General features: G+C 43.8%; 15 protein-coding genes. 11 read left to right on the top strand and 4 right to left on the bottom strand.

The genetic code is table 11. The annotated features are described in order from the left end of the window. Positions 1 to 150: 150 nt before the first annotated feature. The 4 genes from MHB85_RS19975 to MHB85_RS19960 all read left to right on the top strand — a co-directional run bounded on the left by MHB85_RS19975 (position 151) and on the right by MHB85_RS19960 (position 2,864). Entirely contained in the window at positions 151 to 882 is a 732-nt protein-coding gene (locus MHB85_RS19975) for a DUF2953 domain-containing protein (RefSeq protein ID WP_091018079.1), read from the top strand. Between the two features lie 147 nt (positions 883 to 1,029). Further along, complete coding sequence (ytfJ, locus tag MHB85_RS19970; RefSeq protein ID WP_105599496.1) at positions 1,030 to 1,512, top strand: GerW family sporulation protein; 483 nt, start codon at positions 1,030 to 1,032, stop codon at positions 1,510 to 1,512. Positions 1,513 to 1,674: 162 nt separating this feature from the next. Then, positions 1,675 to 2,100 (top strand): phage holin family protein, encoded by a 426-nt coding sequence (locus MHB85_RS19965; protein WP_036607828.1) that lies wholly within the window; start codon positions 1,675 to 1,677, stop codon positions 2,098 to 2,100. Further along, complete coding sequence (locus MHB85_RS19960; protein WP_105599495.1) at positions 2,097 to 2,864, top strand: peptidoglycan recognition protein family protein; 768 nt, start codon at positions 2,097 to 2,099, stop codon at positions 2,862 to 2,864. The genes MHB85_RS19965 and MHB85_RS19960 overlap by 4 nt, the downstream gene beginning before the upstream one ends. Before the next feature lie 29 nt (positions 2,865 to 2,893). On the opposite strand, the gene MHB85_RS19955 is transcribed toward MHB85_RS19960, so the two are convergent. From MHB85_RS19955 to MHB85_RS19940, 4 genes are all read right to left on the bottom strand, one after another. Next, on the bottom strand, positions 2,894 to 3,082 hold the full coding sequence (locus MHB85_RS19955; RefSeq protein ID WP_146117051.1) for a hypothetical protein: 189 nt from the start codon (positions 3,080 to 3,082) through the stop codon (positions 2,894 to 2,896). Positions 3,083 to 3,262: 180 nt separating this feature from the next. Next, on the bottom strand, positions 3,263 to 3,490 hold the full coding sequence (locus MHB85_RS19950; RefSeq protein ID WP_341073554.1) for a hypothetical protein: 228 nt from the start codon (positions 3,488 to 3,490) through the stop codon (positions 3,263 to 3,265). 175 nt (positions 3,491 to 3,665) lie between these two features. Beyond that, on the bottom strand, positions 3,666 to 3,935 hold the full coding sequence (locus tag MHB85_RS19945; RefSeq protein WP_036607821.1) for a hypothetical protein: 270 nt from the start codon (positions 3,933 to 3,935) through the stop codon (positions 3,666 to 3,668). A 183-nt stretch (positions 3,936 to 4,118) separates the two neighbouring features. Further along, positions 4,119 to 4,859, bottom strand: coding sequence for a GT-D fold domain-containing protein (locus tag MHB85_RS19940; protein ID WP_192130956.1), 741 nt, complete (start codon positions 4,857 to 4,859; stop codon positions 4,119 to 4,121). A gap of 190 nt (positions 4,860 to 5,049) precedes the next feature. On the opposite strand from MHB85_RS19940, the gene MHB85_RS19935 reads away from it, so the two are divergent. From MHB85_RS19935 to MHB85_RS19905, 7 genes are all read left to right on the top strand, one after another. Continuing rightward, positions 5,050 to 5,709 carry a glycosyltransferase family 2 protein gene (locus MHB85_RS19935; protein ID WP_341073552.1) on the top strand — a complete coding sequence of 220 codons (660 nt, stop codon included), beginning with the start codon at positions 5,050 to 5,052 and terminating at the stop codon, positions 5,707 to 5,709. Then, on the top strand, positions 5,699 to 6,778 hold the full coding sequence (locus tag MHB85_RS19930) for a glycosyltransferase (RefSeq protein WP_341073551.1): 1,080 nt from the start codon (positions 5,699 to 5,701) through the stop codon (positions 6,776 to 6,778). Before MHB85_RS19935 ends, MHB85_RS19930 begins: the two co-directional genes overlap by 11 nt. Continuing rightward, complete coding sequence (locus tag MHB85_RS19925) at positions 6,762 to 7,400, top strand: hypothetical protein (RefSeq protein ID WP_341073550.1); 639 nt, start codon at positions 6,762 to 6,764, stop codon at positions 7,398 to 7,400. The genes MHB85_RS19930 and MHB85_RS19925 overlap by 17 nt, the downstream gene beginning before the upstream one ends. A 253-nt stretch (positions 7,401 to 7,653) precedes the next feature. Further along, complete coding sequence (locus MHB85_RS19920) at positions 7,654 to 8,475, top strand: hypothetical protein (RefSeq protein ID WP_105599484.1); 822 nt, start codon at positions 7,654 to 7,656, stop codon at positions 8,473 to 8,475. A gap of 128 nt (positions 8,476 to 8,603) precedes the next feature. After that, positions 8,604 to 9,083 (top strand): hypothetical protein, encoded by a 480-nt coding sequence (locus MHB85_RS19915; RefSeq protein WP_076331342.1) that lies wholly within the window; start codon positions 8,604 to 8,606, stop codon positions 9,081 to 9,083. A 20-nt stretch (positions 9,084 to 9,103) separates the two neighbouring features. Next, positions 9,104 to 9,436, top strand: a complete 333-nt coding sequence (locus MHB85_RS19910) for a hypothetical protein (protein WP_197997652.1) — start codon at positions 9,104 to 9,106, stop codon at positions 9,434 to 9,436. A 67-nt stretch (positions 9,437 to 9,503) separates the two neighbouring features. Next, positions 9,504 to 13,355, top strand: coding sequence for a hypothetical protein (locus MHB85_RS19905; protein ID WP_341073549.1), 3,852 nt, complete (start codon positions 9,504 to 9,506; stop codon positions 13,353 to 13,355). Positions 13,356 to 13,357: the final 2 nt, after the last annotated feature.

Genomic DNA, 13,357 nt, shown 5'->3' with positions numbered 1-13,357 from the left:
CGGTTTTTTTGTGCATTGTTTTAGATAAATGGTGAATAGAACAGGTTACAAATAAATATGTAATGGGATTTTTAGGTGAGACGTGAATTTTTTCCTATTCAGAGTGCCATACTAGACGAGAAAAGAATTGAGGGCTTGGAGGTAAGGCCTGTGTGGATTTGGCTTGGAGGAATCGGTTTGTTGTTCGCATTGCTGATTGCCGCAGTCCTCATCTCAAATGTTCATGTACATTTTACATTCAGTAAACATAAAAGTGATGATTACGCCAATATTAATGTTCGTCTTCTCTATGGAATTGTGCGGATTAACTATGAGATCCCGAGTATTGTTTTTCGCAATATGAAGGAAGGTTTTCTGGTCAAGACCGAAAAATCCATGAATCATTCGAGAGGCGAGGCCCAGGGAAGTGAGCGGGTCAACAAACGCAAAGTCAAGAAGTGGGCTAAAGATGTGAAAATTATGCTTAGGGCAACAGACGCGCTCAAGCTGTGGCTTAAGCAAACACTCACACGCGTACATATGACCCAACTGTCCTGGGCTACCCACATCGGCGTTGGTGATGCAGCATATACAGCGGTGCTGACGGGCTGGGTGTGGAGTATCAAATCCATTATTATTGGTTTTCTCACCTATCAGATCCGCTTTGATGAAACACCCGTGCTTCAGGTTATGCCGGTATGGTCCGATGAAATGGAATTTAGAACCGATCTGGATTTCAGAGCGAAAATTCGGATTACAGCCGTTCTGATCGCTGGAGTTACACTACTCACCCGTGTGCTTCAAGTCGAAGGCGGATGGCGGATGTGGTTCAAACTTCTTCAGGAACAGCGCCGCAGGCATAAGGAGAAGCAAAAGAAGAAACTTAGTGGGACAACTCTGTAAAAACCCATTATAGCCGACCTGTTTTGGAAATATGAGGTTGGGGTTCGGTGAGTGTACTTAAAATGCTTATTTACATAAGTCCCTTCAAGTTTGGGGATGATATGGTTAGATCAAACCTAGCTTACATTGAAACTGGAGGGAATTAAAATGTCAGATCATCCAATTCAAGGCTTAATGGAAACCGCTATGGAAAATATCAAGGCCATGGTGGATGTCAATACAATTGTTGGCGATGCAGTTGAAACACCAGATGGTACCGTGATACTGCCAATCAGTAAGGTGGGATTCGGATTTGCTGCCGGTGGTAGTGATTTTCACGTCAATGGAGAAAGTAATGGCAAAAGTGGTGCTACGGGTACCTCTGCTGAACATGCCAGTTCAGCAAAAGTGGCTTCTCCATTTGGTGGCGGTAGTGGCGGCGGTGTATCCATACGTCCTATTGCGTTCCTGGTGGTAGGTAAACAGGGGGTACACATTGTGCCACTCGATAACTCCACACATCTGTTTGAGAAACTCATTGACTCTACACCTTATGTTCTTGATCGAATTCAAGGCATGTTCCAACGTAATACAACACCAACGAATACAACAGATGTACCAGTAACACCAGATCCTTCAACCTATAGCTGAATCAGTTGGTCATGATCCCTCCCGCATCCCAGCGTGAGGGATTTTTGCTGTTTGTTCAGCGAATGGTGAGGTGTTTTTTCGGTGGTTTCCGTATTACATGAGACTTATGTCTATGATCCGCCTAACCTAGACATGAAATAGGTTATTGAAGGGGGAACGTTAATGCACAGAGATACCGTGTTTATGGTTTTGTTTGGCTGGCTGCTATCGGCAGTCGTGTATTTGGTAGGAGGAATTGATCACCTGTTTATTGCAGTGACCATCTTTGTGGGGCTGGATTACATCACAGGGGTGCTGTCTGCATGGTATAGGAAGGAGTTATCCAGCAGGGTTGGATGGTGGGGGCTTGCTCGTAAGTCATTGACATTTGTTTTTGTCATTATTGCACATCAACTGGATATGGTTGCAGGCAATTCAAATGATTTTATGCGAGATGCAATGTTAATGTTCATCATTGGTACCGAAGGAATCAGTATTTTGGAGAACATGGGAAAACTGGGCCTGCCTGTACCGAAGTTTATCACTTCAGCACTCTTTAAGCTTCGAGGGAATGAAGATCAAGTTGAAGATAAGGAGAAGATGTCATGATACAGATCACTAAGGATTACATACCTGTGAATAAATACAGCCGAGCCGGACTGAAATTAAAAGCAAAACGTGGGATTGTGATGCATTATACGGCTTCTCCCGGGGCGCCCGCGAAGAACATTAGCAAATACTTTGCAAGTCTGGCACAGCAAGATTCCAATAAAGCAGTGAAAGGTCGTTATGCAAGTGCACATTTCTCGGTAGATCGAACTTCGATATATAACAGTCTCCCGGATGATGAACTGGCCTATCACTGCGGGAGTGCAACATACACGAAGGAAGCTCTGGCCAAACTTGGGACATATCCGAACAATAGTACAGTGGGCATTGAGATGTGCATTGAAAAGGATGGCAGTATCCATGAAGATACATTCAATAACGTTGTAGACCTCGCGGTATACCTAATCAGGCAACGAGGCTTTCCACCCGTCTTCTTCACACATAAAGAAGTGGTTGGATGGAAGGAATGCCCATTGCCATGGATTAAGCAACCAGGTGAATATGAAAGATTTAAGCAAGCAGTACATATAAAACTAAACCCACTACAAGAAATATCAGTAACGGAGGATGATGATATGAATACGGTTCTGGATTATGCACAATGGGCCTGGAATGAACTTGATCAGTTCATTGAAGATGCCTACAACGACAAGGTGATTGAAGATTGGGCATGGGTAGAGAAGGTACGCAAGAAGAAGTTAACCTATGGAGAATTGTTGTTACTGAAAGTTTTAATTGATGAGCGCAGACGTAAAAAGTCCTAACCGCGAGAGCAGTACATATTGATTAGGAGCTAAGGATGCCTCCTGGTTAACCAGGAGTTAAAGTGTGCCGGATTTTTCAAAAAATAAAAATGTTGTATAATCACGATATGGTCAGGATACTCAAGTTCATATTGGGTCTGAATCGAGGATTCATCGACGACTCCAATAACAGCGAGTTGATTGGTCTCCATCACATGTGTTGGTGTGGGTGAGCTCATACAACCATCCTTTCGTTTATTAAGTCAGAGTCAACAGGGGCGATGGAGATGTCCATGGTCCCTAGATGACCTATACGAGGCAGGATGGGGAAGGTTAAGCTGATCCGGTTCAAAAAGGGTTCGAAATTCAAAAAAAGCAGAACCCCACGTCGAATGTGATGTGGGGTTCTGCTTATGTAACTACTCTTTTGAGAACATGTCCAGGGCCTCATCTGTAAGATGGAGTTCTGCGAAAGCCCTGCATATCTTTTGGAAAGATCTAATGGTATTTGTCTCGTACAACATCTCAATGGGATCAAAACCTAACATAACAAGCGAATCCACTAGTTCTGTCTGATCTACTTCTGTATGGTGGAGCGCTTCAAGCATGGTTTCAATAACTACTAAAAATAAAATGGCTTTATTCACTGTCTCGATGGGTGTCCCCTCCTTCGTAATACTACTAGAATAAGCGGAGGAGGACAGAAAATAACGAGAAAGTCCAATTTCTCAGTGATGAATCTATTTAATCTAAAAGTGTGGAGAGAATAACTGGTTGTTGTAAATTAATATCTGATGATAAGCTCTCCCTTTGTATGTAAGATTAAGCTTTTTCGTTTACTTCGTGGAGAATGGAATCAATTAATTCATCATCAATCAGAGTGCTAGCTTTTTCGAGTGCCAACAGAATACCTTGCGGTTGTTCGAAAAAGACTGTAGAGAGAATAGGGGCAACCTCATCTAAATTAATCTTCTCAGCTTTGACCATACTGATCAAGGCAACAACGATCTCATGTCCCTCCACGTTACCTTCCATAAATCTTGTTCGTAAATGTGTTGCTACTATTTCGGTCTTTGACTGCGAGTACGCCATTACATTTCCCTCCAACGGTTTGAATATCTTAGCAGAGCTCCTCTTCATGCAAGTTTAAACCAGGTTAGATTAGGAGTTATCTTAACAATAATAAGGCAGATAGTTTAATTTATCAACAGCCACTAAATCAATAAAATCGGATTGGAATCACCGTTTTATCCAATAAAAAAGACCCGGAGAGGGTCATTTTTTGGGTCTGCCTTCCCAATAATCAGGAAATCCGTTGTAATCCCATGCGTTCAGATTTTCGCTGTCGGCTTGAATGGCAACATCTGCTCCGGAACCAAAGTCAACACCTACCGTTTGCAGTTCTTTGGCCTTAATAACCAGTACCTTACCGGGTGCACCTGCACACACCAGAGCAAGCTTCCACGGTGTCTGTTGGTAGATATGTTCCATTTGTTTGGATGCTGTGCTCACATGAGACCACGAGGGGCAGTCCACCGTTCCCACGATGCTTGTCCACCCGTATCTCCGCTCCAGAATTTCTCGATATTGCTCGGCCTTGGCTCCGCAGATCAGAATAGGCATGGTCTTGAAAGTTTCATAGAATAACTTAAATCGGGCGATGTAATTATTCTCAAAAGCATAGAAGGTCTCTCTGGGTTCAACTTTGTAATATGCAAGGCACATATCAAATAATGGCTTGAAATACCAGTGATCTGTTTGGATCAGGTGTCCAACGTAATCCGCTTTTCGCAGGCAGTGTACAATAATTTCTCTCGCACTCGCGTTGGGCAAGGTTATCCCGCAATAGGTAGGATCGTTCAACCAGCCGTAATGAGACTTAATGAAATCCATAGTTAGAACGGCATCGTGGGCCAGAATGGTATTGGAAGCATCCCCAAATCGAACAGAAGCATGGGCTTCTCCATCAGAGGCCATTTGGAACCAGTTGTGGATTAATTCTACACTCCCCAGCATGCCTGTCACCTTCTTTCCATGTGTGAATAATGGTTTGTTTGGTATACATATTCATCAACTCCTTCTGTACTAGAATAGGAAAAATGCTTCGTTCTCTCTCTTCTTTTGAGGAATCACTCCTTTTTTGTTTAATGTGCGAAGGTTATAGAGCAACAGTCTAGACTATGTAAAAAGGGAGAGGGGATGGACTGTGAAAAACGTATTTATAGGTAGTCCTGTACGAAACCGGGCTTGGATTATGGAACGACACTTGCAATCGCTTGAGCAACAAGCAGTGCAGAAGCATTATATGTATATCCTGAATGATAGTGAAGATCAGACGGAGCATATCCTTGATTGTCATCAGATTCCTTATCTAACTCATAATCTGGGGAGAACATATGGTCATATACGTGGACAATATTCCTATCACAATCTGGCGTTGTTGAGAAATATGCTTCTGGATGAGTTTCTGAAATCGGACTGTGAGTATCTGTTCTCAATTGATACGGATATCATTATTCCCGAGGGTAGCCTAGGGCAGTTAATGGATAATGACAAAGATATATGCTCCATGCTTATACGGAATCACCCAAAGTTAAAGGCTCATAATGCCATGATCGGCGGAAAACATATACCTGAATTCAAAGCGGGTTTGTTCCCGGTAGAACTGACAGGTGCCGTATATTTGATTAAGCGTGAAGTGATCGAAGCAGGGGTTCGATATGGTTCTCATCCAACAGGTGAAGATGCACCATTCTGTGAGCAAGCTAGAAGAGTGGGATTTGAACTGTTTGTAGATACTCGTTTGCGTCCCGTTCATGCCTATGCGGAAGGGGTGGAGTTGATTGCTCAATTGGTTGCTTCGTAGAAAACAACAAGAAAATCCGGTTTTTGAAAGTATAGAAATGACCATTGTCTACCCGCCCGCACTTGACTGGAACCTCTTGTTTCAACGTCCTCAGCAATTGATGACTGCCTTCTCCAATATTCCAGGTATACGGGCTATCTTTATCAATGAAGAAACGTACAGAAAGCAGAGCCGTCCGATTGAAAAGTTAAATGAGGATCTGTTCCTTGTGCAGAAAGGTGTGAACTACGATCACCTGGTCAAAGGAAAGAAGGTACTCTGGTTCTCGAATCCAGGTCAGTACAATTATTCGGATGGACGAAAGTTTGACTTTACCGTATTTGATTACCTTGATAATTCCGCTGATGAGTTTGCTGTATGGAAATCCTACATCCCGAAATGTTTTGACCGTGCAGATCTTATTGCCACGACTGCCAAGGTGATGTACGAGGCACATAAACATGACGGCAAACCAATCTTTATGTGCCCTAACGGGGCAGATTACCAACATTTTGAGAAAGCGCGAGTCATTCTGCCCAAACCGGCCGACTTCCCCGATGTTCATGATGGGCAAAAGATTGTGGGTTTCCACGGTGCAATGGCATCGTGGGTGGATTATTCGCTGATTACCGCTATTGCAGATAAGGGATATCGTGTTGTTTTGATTGGAAACAATGCCCTCTATCAAAAAAATATTGTGCATCCCAATGTGACTTGTCTTCCGCACAAAGATTATAAAGTGCTTCCCGCCTACATTGCTCAATTCGATGTCTGTATCGTGCCATTCAAGTTGACAGAGATGATCCGGGGCTGCGATCCGATCAAGTATTATGAATATTTGTCTGCGGGCAAACCTGTGTTGACAACGCGTATGGAGGAGATTGTTCATAAGTACAGCGATGTAACTTACTTTATGGATCAGCATAATTGCGGGGTGATGTTGGAGAAAGCGATTCGTGAAAATAGTGCTTCCAAAATTGCAGCACGAGTAAGGGTGGCTAAGTCTAATAGCTGGGATGGCAGGGCAGTGGATGCCGTGAGGATGATTAATCAGGTCATAGGAGGTATGAGAAATGAAAAAGATATTTAAACGAATGTTTGGTAACCAATCGACTACATCGACAATTGAGCTTGAAGAAATAGAGATTGACGCGACGGAGTTCAATGTTACGACATACACTCCAAACACGGATACAACGATTGTATATCTGCCTGCGATCGATTTTCATAGTGAACGATTCGGGCGTCGACCACAACGGCTGTTAAAAGCACTCGCGGAAGTAGGCTACAATGTAATATATATCAATTCCAGTGATGAGTTCTATCAGGTAGATGCCTTGGAGTATCCATATCCGGAGATTCCAAACTTTGTTGTAGCCCGTGTGGGCCAGAATGTCCGTACGCTGTTTCAGGGGGATCGCGTAATCTATTGGGTGAACGATAGTCGGCTGGCAAGTTCGGTCGAGACAGCATATCCTGATCTGGTCGTATTTGATTCGTTGACCGATCCGGATCAATATGAGAAGCACAAGCACAAGATGGAAGCTGTTGCTGACGTTGTCTTTATTACTCCCGAGAGAATCTATGAGCATGGCAAATATTGCTCGCATGTTCATCTGGTTACTGCCGATGAATTTGAGATCAAGGAACGTGCAGAACAGGTAGCGCAAATTATAGATGCTTTGCCAAACAGAACGGCCCCTCTGATGTAGGGGTCGTTTCTTTGATTAGATATAGGGCTATTCCTTTTGCAAGGATGACAGGGCAATTCGTACTTCAATATATTTCGTTTACATTATCGTTAGGGAATGAAGATAGCGTTCTACACTATAAAAAGCAGAGACGGCCAATAGCCAGACAGGTTAACGAAGGATCTCCCGATCATCAAGTCATTTAACCTGATCCCGGCTTAAGCAAGTCTCCGTAGCTAAAATTACATAATTATCCTAAGGAGTGGACTATTCAATGGCTAAAAAAATGATTATCAAAGGTGTAGGTACGTTTATGGCTAAACGCCTCCCAAAAGATCCGATGGGCGAAATTGAGGTAGTTACCCTGGGTACCCTGCAAGATCTGAAAATTGACCTTAACGTGGAGCTTGAGGACATCTTTGGTGGTGACGGTCTGTTCGCCATTGATGTACTGGTGAAGTCCAAATCGATTGAAGTGTCGGCAACAGATGCCAAATTCGATCTGGATGCGATCCAGCTGATGATGGGTTCAACGGTACAAGAGCAAGTGAAGTCTTATGTATGGGTACTGAATGAGCAGTCTACAGTGGCTGCAGGCGTGTCCAATTCTGGATTTGCGGAAGCCAAACCGAAGCATGCGAGTGATATCTATGGAAGTAACGGTGACATTACGGTTCGTCTCAAAGATTCCAACACGTTGCTGAAACAACTCACTTCCAAAGGAACGGCCGTGGAACCCAATGCGTTCTTCTACGACGAAGCGAATGATGTAGTTATTCTGAATGCTGCCCATATCGGTAAAGAGGTTGTGTTCAACTACAAGCGAGACCAAATTGTAGACATGGTTGATCTGTTGGTTGATGAAGTCCCATTCCCGATCTCTGTTATTCATCACGGTACGTTCCAGCAAAAAGATGGTTCGTATGCAGGGGTTGAAACCGAGTTGTACATGTGTCGTGCAAAAGGAACATTCAGCATCAATGCTCAGCGTGCTGCCGCTTCTGCATCTGCAATCTCCTTGCAGATTCTTGATCCTGAACGTGCTGACGGAAAAATTGGCAGTATCAAACGCTTCAGTGCACCAAGCAAGATCTAATATTTAAATAAGGTTGATTGCTCCTGGCAAGGTATCAAACGGCATCTGTGTCCTCCCCTTCACAGCGCCTTGCCTTGCCAGGTTTTTTATTATATAGGGGAGAATGTCCTGGGGAGGTCTTTAAATACATGGAAACAGAACAAGAAAAAGCAGAGCGTGAACTGGCCGAAAAGCTGAATGAGGAAGCAGCGAAACGAATCAAGGATGATCCGGAGAACAAACGAGTGACGCCGGAGGAAGTGGAAGCTGCTGAGCGTGCATTCTTTGAAGATGATGAGATTATTACGCTGCGGGATCGACGGAAATATCGTATTCCGCCATGTAACCTGAAGGATGCACGCCGTCTGATGAAGTTGCTGAAAACGGTGAATATTGATGCCATTATTCTTAATTTCATTCCGACTGAGAATGATGAACTGGACGAAAAGCGGCAGCAGGATTTATTTGATGTATTGGCAATGGCATTCAAAAACTATCCACATATCGTGACCAAAGATGAGCATGGTGAGTATATCATCAATCGAGAATATCTGGATGAGTACCTTGATCTGAACACAGCTCGTAAAGTCATTGATATGCTCATTGGACTCAACGGTCTAAAAAAGTAGAACGCACCGAGGGGGAGTCTTTGGAGGGAACCGAAATCCGTGATACGGAAACACAGGAACCCGTTCACTGGGGAGAAATCTTCTTCACCCTCCATAAACACTGTGGGCTGAACAAGTGGGAGATTTGGGAGTACACACTCCCTCAGGTTGCGGAGCTGTGCAAGTCAGCCGAGAAATATATTCAATTTGAGGTTGAACTTATGACAGCACCTCTTCGCATGTTCGGTGGCGGTGAGGGCGAGGAAGTTGAAGAAGATGGGACCGTCAGACGTAAAAGAACCTTCAATGACGAGGATTACACGGAGATATCTGAAGATGATATCGGTATGCTTGCACAAGCGCTCGGAGGATAAGAGAGAGACATCCCGTTTTGCCTAAATGAAGGTAGAACGGGATTTATGCATAAAGGCGGTGATTCTTTTGACTGAATCAGAAGGACAAGGAGATAAACATTCATTAACACAAGAAATATTAACGGATAAGGATCAATTAACTGGACAAAACGCAGTACTGAAAGAGAGTTCCCCTTCAGGCGTTAGCACACTGATTAGACGAGTGGAGACAATCAGAAGTGATATGCAGTCGCAAATGATTGAAACACTGACGACCGATTTGGAGCACTTTTATCGTGGAGCGTTCAGTGAAATGAAGGATGTGTCTGCAGCTGGCTCACAGGGGTTGATAGACTCCGTGATGAATACGATGAAATATATTTCAGCAGGTGAAACCAAGGGGTATTCATCAACATTACTTAAGAAATCCCTTGACTCGTCGCAGCAGATGGATCAACAGATAAGCCGAGCCGACCAAAATTTAGAGCTTAGATCGTCTGGGACAACGCATGACAGAGGGCAATTCACACAAACCGGAACGGTCAAAAATCTGCAACGAATTGCACTGCAACATGGTATGGATCAGGAAGATGTAGGTCTTGCCTATCGGATTGGTTCTCGTAATTATGATCAAGCATCTGAAGCAGTCGCGTTTGCTGATGAAGTAGCCAAGCTGCATTCAGTGAGCAATATGGATGTAGAACAGACGGCAACAGGCCTGGAAGCTGTTACTTCGGCATCAGGAAGCAGTGGCTTTGATCTGTCCCAAGTCACAGACATGATGATCAGGGCTTCAACGATGTTGAATATTGGCATTCAGGACTTGATAGATATGATGCGTCAGACCCCTTCGATAACTGGTAACCCTAATGCAACGCTTGCATCAGAAGAAGATACATTAGCCAACTGGATTAGCAAGGCTGCATTGGCGGTTCAGGACAAAGGAGATATGATTCCGCAGCAGGCTTTTGCATCGAATCGAGTCAGATTCGATCTTCTTGCTGAACAATTGAAGGCTACGGATGCAAACACGTCAATTCATCAGCGCACGGGAAGTAGAGACAATCTTCAATTCCGACAACGAGAGATCGAAATCACTTTTCAGATTGCAACACATGAGGCGATGCAAGGGTTGAAAGAGGAATTTGCCGAGATGGGCGATTATCTTATCGCAGTCATGCGGTTAATTGGAGATCGTACGGGTGGCATTGTTGATCATATGGAATTGCTTAACCGAATTATGGATGAAGTCGGAGTTCAGGTTGCGTGGGATAAGTTCGGTGAAGTGATGAATGAAGGCGATCAGAAGCGATACAGTGCTACGAATGCGGATCCAGGGAAAGTCGAAAATACGGGGAGCGATGTTCCCGAGCCACTTCGAGTCGTGGATGTGCAACGTGCTGGTGTAGCGCAGGAAATGGGCAGACAGCAGAGTCGTCTGCAGACTCTGGAACATCGCAGAACAGAAATTCAAAGTAGGGCTGCCGCCAAGAAAGATGATGTACTTCAGGCACGGACTAACCGAGATCATAAACATAATATGTACAATCAGGCTGTACAAGATAGGGATACAGCGGCTTCTTCCATTCATGCAGAAGAACGTGACGAAGCTGAGAAGCGAGTCAAAACGTATAGTCGAGAACTTCTTCTGTTGCGAGAAGAAATGCATTCACTCGATATTCAGATTGCAAAGACGAAGCGAAGTCTTGAGTTTCTAGGCCGAGAACTGGATGACACGAGTAGAGCAATGATGCAACTTGAACACCAAGCTAGAGTTTTGATGATGGCGATGGATGACATGGACCTGGATGCAGTTGAACTACGAAACAAGTTGTATTTCCTTAATGCTGAGTTTACATACGGTTCAACCGATGTTCAGCGCTACGAATCCGAGATCCAGAAGCTGCGTAAACAGTCAACTTTATTGAACGATGTTCTCTCCACATTGAGAACGGAAGTCAATGAGTTAAATGATTCCTTTAGACAAGGCATGATCGATGCTACAGCATACATATCCAAACTGAAGGAACTCGAACAGGTTCAGCTAGCGAGTATGATGAGTGGTCCAGGAGGATTGTTAGTTGTTCCAGGCGCAGGAAGCGGTGGATCTCCTGTGAAGGAGGACAAGGAAGATTCAGCAAATAAACCTTTTTTAGAGAGACATCAAGATTTTATCAATGACGTAATTAAGGATATGGCTAAATCTAAGATTGAGGAAGTTATGGATTTTGGTTCAGACAAGAAGAAGAAGGACAAGCCCAAGCGACGAGGGATAAAACAGAGATTCGAAGATATGAAAGAAGTCGGCAGTAAAAAAGCATTTTTTAACGGTCATGCACCTATTCGTGACAAGGACGGGAATGTACTAAGAGGTCCGGATAAACCTGATGGAACCCCTGGAGATATCCTTACCCAACGTGATATTACAAGCGAGCGTAAGAAAAAAGGAGACATTCCAGGGAAATTAGCAAAGCTCGGCAAGTTCGGTAAGTCTATACTGAAACCCCTAAAAGCTGTTCCTTATCTTGGTGCTGCCATGACTGCTGTGGATGTAGTGTCCGGTCTTGTTGATCCGCTGAGTAATATGGGTAAGTCAGAAGCGGAGAAGCAAAGTATTCGTGCAACAAATAAAGAGGAACTGGCCAAGGATTTTAAAGATATGGAGCAGTCTTCAGTTGTAGGTAAAGTGTGGAAAGGCCTTAACCTTGGAATGGATGCAGTTGTTAAGGGAGGAATCAGCAGCCTATTTGGTAACAATGCTACCAATAATAAGTTCGGGGATTACTGGAAGGGATTTAAGGCGGTATGGAGCGAAGACGGCGGAGATGCAGTTGAGAAGAAACTGGGCAAGGAATACAACTACAAGCAGGAGAAAAAAGAAGCCCAGATTCAAATGGATAAAGAGTCTGGAAAGCCGCATGGGGACAACAAACAACAACAACCGCAGATACAATATATTCAACCTCAAATGCAGTATATTCCTGCTGCGGGCGGAATAGGTACCATTGCTAACGGCTATACGCCTCAGCCACAGAGCAATGGCATTGATGAAATGATTGCCAAGATTAATCGGCAGCTTAACAAATCGACAAGTGATAACGAAACCAATTACCAAGTCACTCGATCCCGTCTGTTGATTAGTGGTGTTCGCGAAGATTCGGGTCAGATGCGCGCGCTAATGGAGAAATATTTGCAAGAAAATATCAAGTTCTTCGATAAGGCCATTGCAAGTTTACAGAAGACGTACGACAAGATGGCTGAAGGTAAGGAGAAAGATGAACTGGGCCTGGAGATCAATGAGAAGAAACAGCATAAGGCACAATCAGAGCTTGAACTGAATGGTGTCAAAAACAGCCAAATTGATGAGCTTAGACGCAAGATGAATGATCAGTTTGAGTTGACGCAGTTGGACTATGATAAACGAATGTATGATCTCCTGGCGGCTAATGGGGGTAAGGAAGATGCACCAGAATTAATTGCATTGAACAAATCCCGTGCATCAGAAATGAACTCACAAATAAGTTCGATCAAGCAAGATTGGAAGAATCTGCTGAATAGTGGTGTGTTTAAACCGGGCTCGGATGAATATATGCAGATTTTTAAACAAATCCAATCATTGGGTGTAGAACAGTCCAAAAATTTGTATGAAATTAGCAAAAAAATGGATAAACCGATATCTTCATTCAACATTCCAGCAGGTCTTAAGGTCATGGATTACTTTGATTACATGACCACGAACAATACACATAAAAGTGTGATGGTTGGTTCGGGTGATGTTACGGTTCATGTGAACATTGATAATATGACAGGCAGCACAAAAGATGTGGAGAGGCTGACATCTACGTTGGATAAAACACTGCGGCAGAACAGTCCTGGTATTGCAAACCGAATGGCCAGCAATGTTGGTGCGAGAATGGGAAGTAATCATATCCCCAGATAAAA

The organism is Paenibacillus sp. FSL K6-4396, assembly GCF_038002525.1.
GTDB classification, from domain to species: domain Bacteria; phylum Bacillota; class Bacilli; order Paenibacillales; family Paenibacillaceae; genus Paenibacillus; species Paenibacillus amylolyticus_B.
Note: the sequence above shows the minus strand (reverse complement) of the source record. Positions and strands in the feature narration are given on the sequence as shown.

Coding starts and splice junctions, on each gene's coding strand:
- ytfJ (WP_105599496.1), top strand. CDS start 1,030: ATGTCAGATCATCCAATTCAAGGCTTAATGGAAACCGCTATGGAAAAT.
- MHB85_RS19965 (WP_036607828.1), top strand. CDS start 1,675: ATGCACAGAGATACCGTGTTTATGGTTTTGTTTGGCTGGCTGCTATCG.
- MHB85_RS19960 (WP_105599495.1), top strand. CDS start 2,097: ATGATACAGATCACTAAGGATTACATACCTGTGAATAAATACAGCCGA.
- MHB85_RS19955 (WP_146117051.1), bottom strand. CDS start 3,082: ATGAGCTCACCCACACCAACACATGTGATGGAGACCAATCAACTCGCT.
- MHB85_RS19945 (WP_036607821.1), bottom strand. CDS start 3,935: ATGGCGTACTCGCAGTCAAAGACCGAAATAGTAGCAACACATTTACGA.
- MHB85_RS19940 (WP_192130956.1), bottom strand. CDS start 4,859: ATGCTGGGGAGTGTAGAATTAATCCACAACTGGTTCCAAATGGCCTCT.
- MHB85_RS19925 (WP_341073550.1), top strand. CDS start 6,762: ATGAAAAAGATATTTAAACGAATGTTTGGTAACCAATCGACTACATCG.
- MHB85_RS19920 (WP_105599484.1), top strand. CDS start 7,654: ATGGCTAAAAAAATGATTATCAAAGGTGTAGGTACGTTTATGGCTAAA.
- MHB85_RS19915 (WP_076331342.1), top strand. CDS start 8,604: ATGGAAACAGAACAAGAAAAAGCAGAGCGTGAACTGGCCGAAAAGCTG.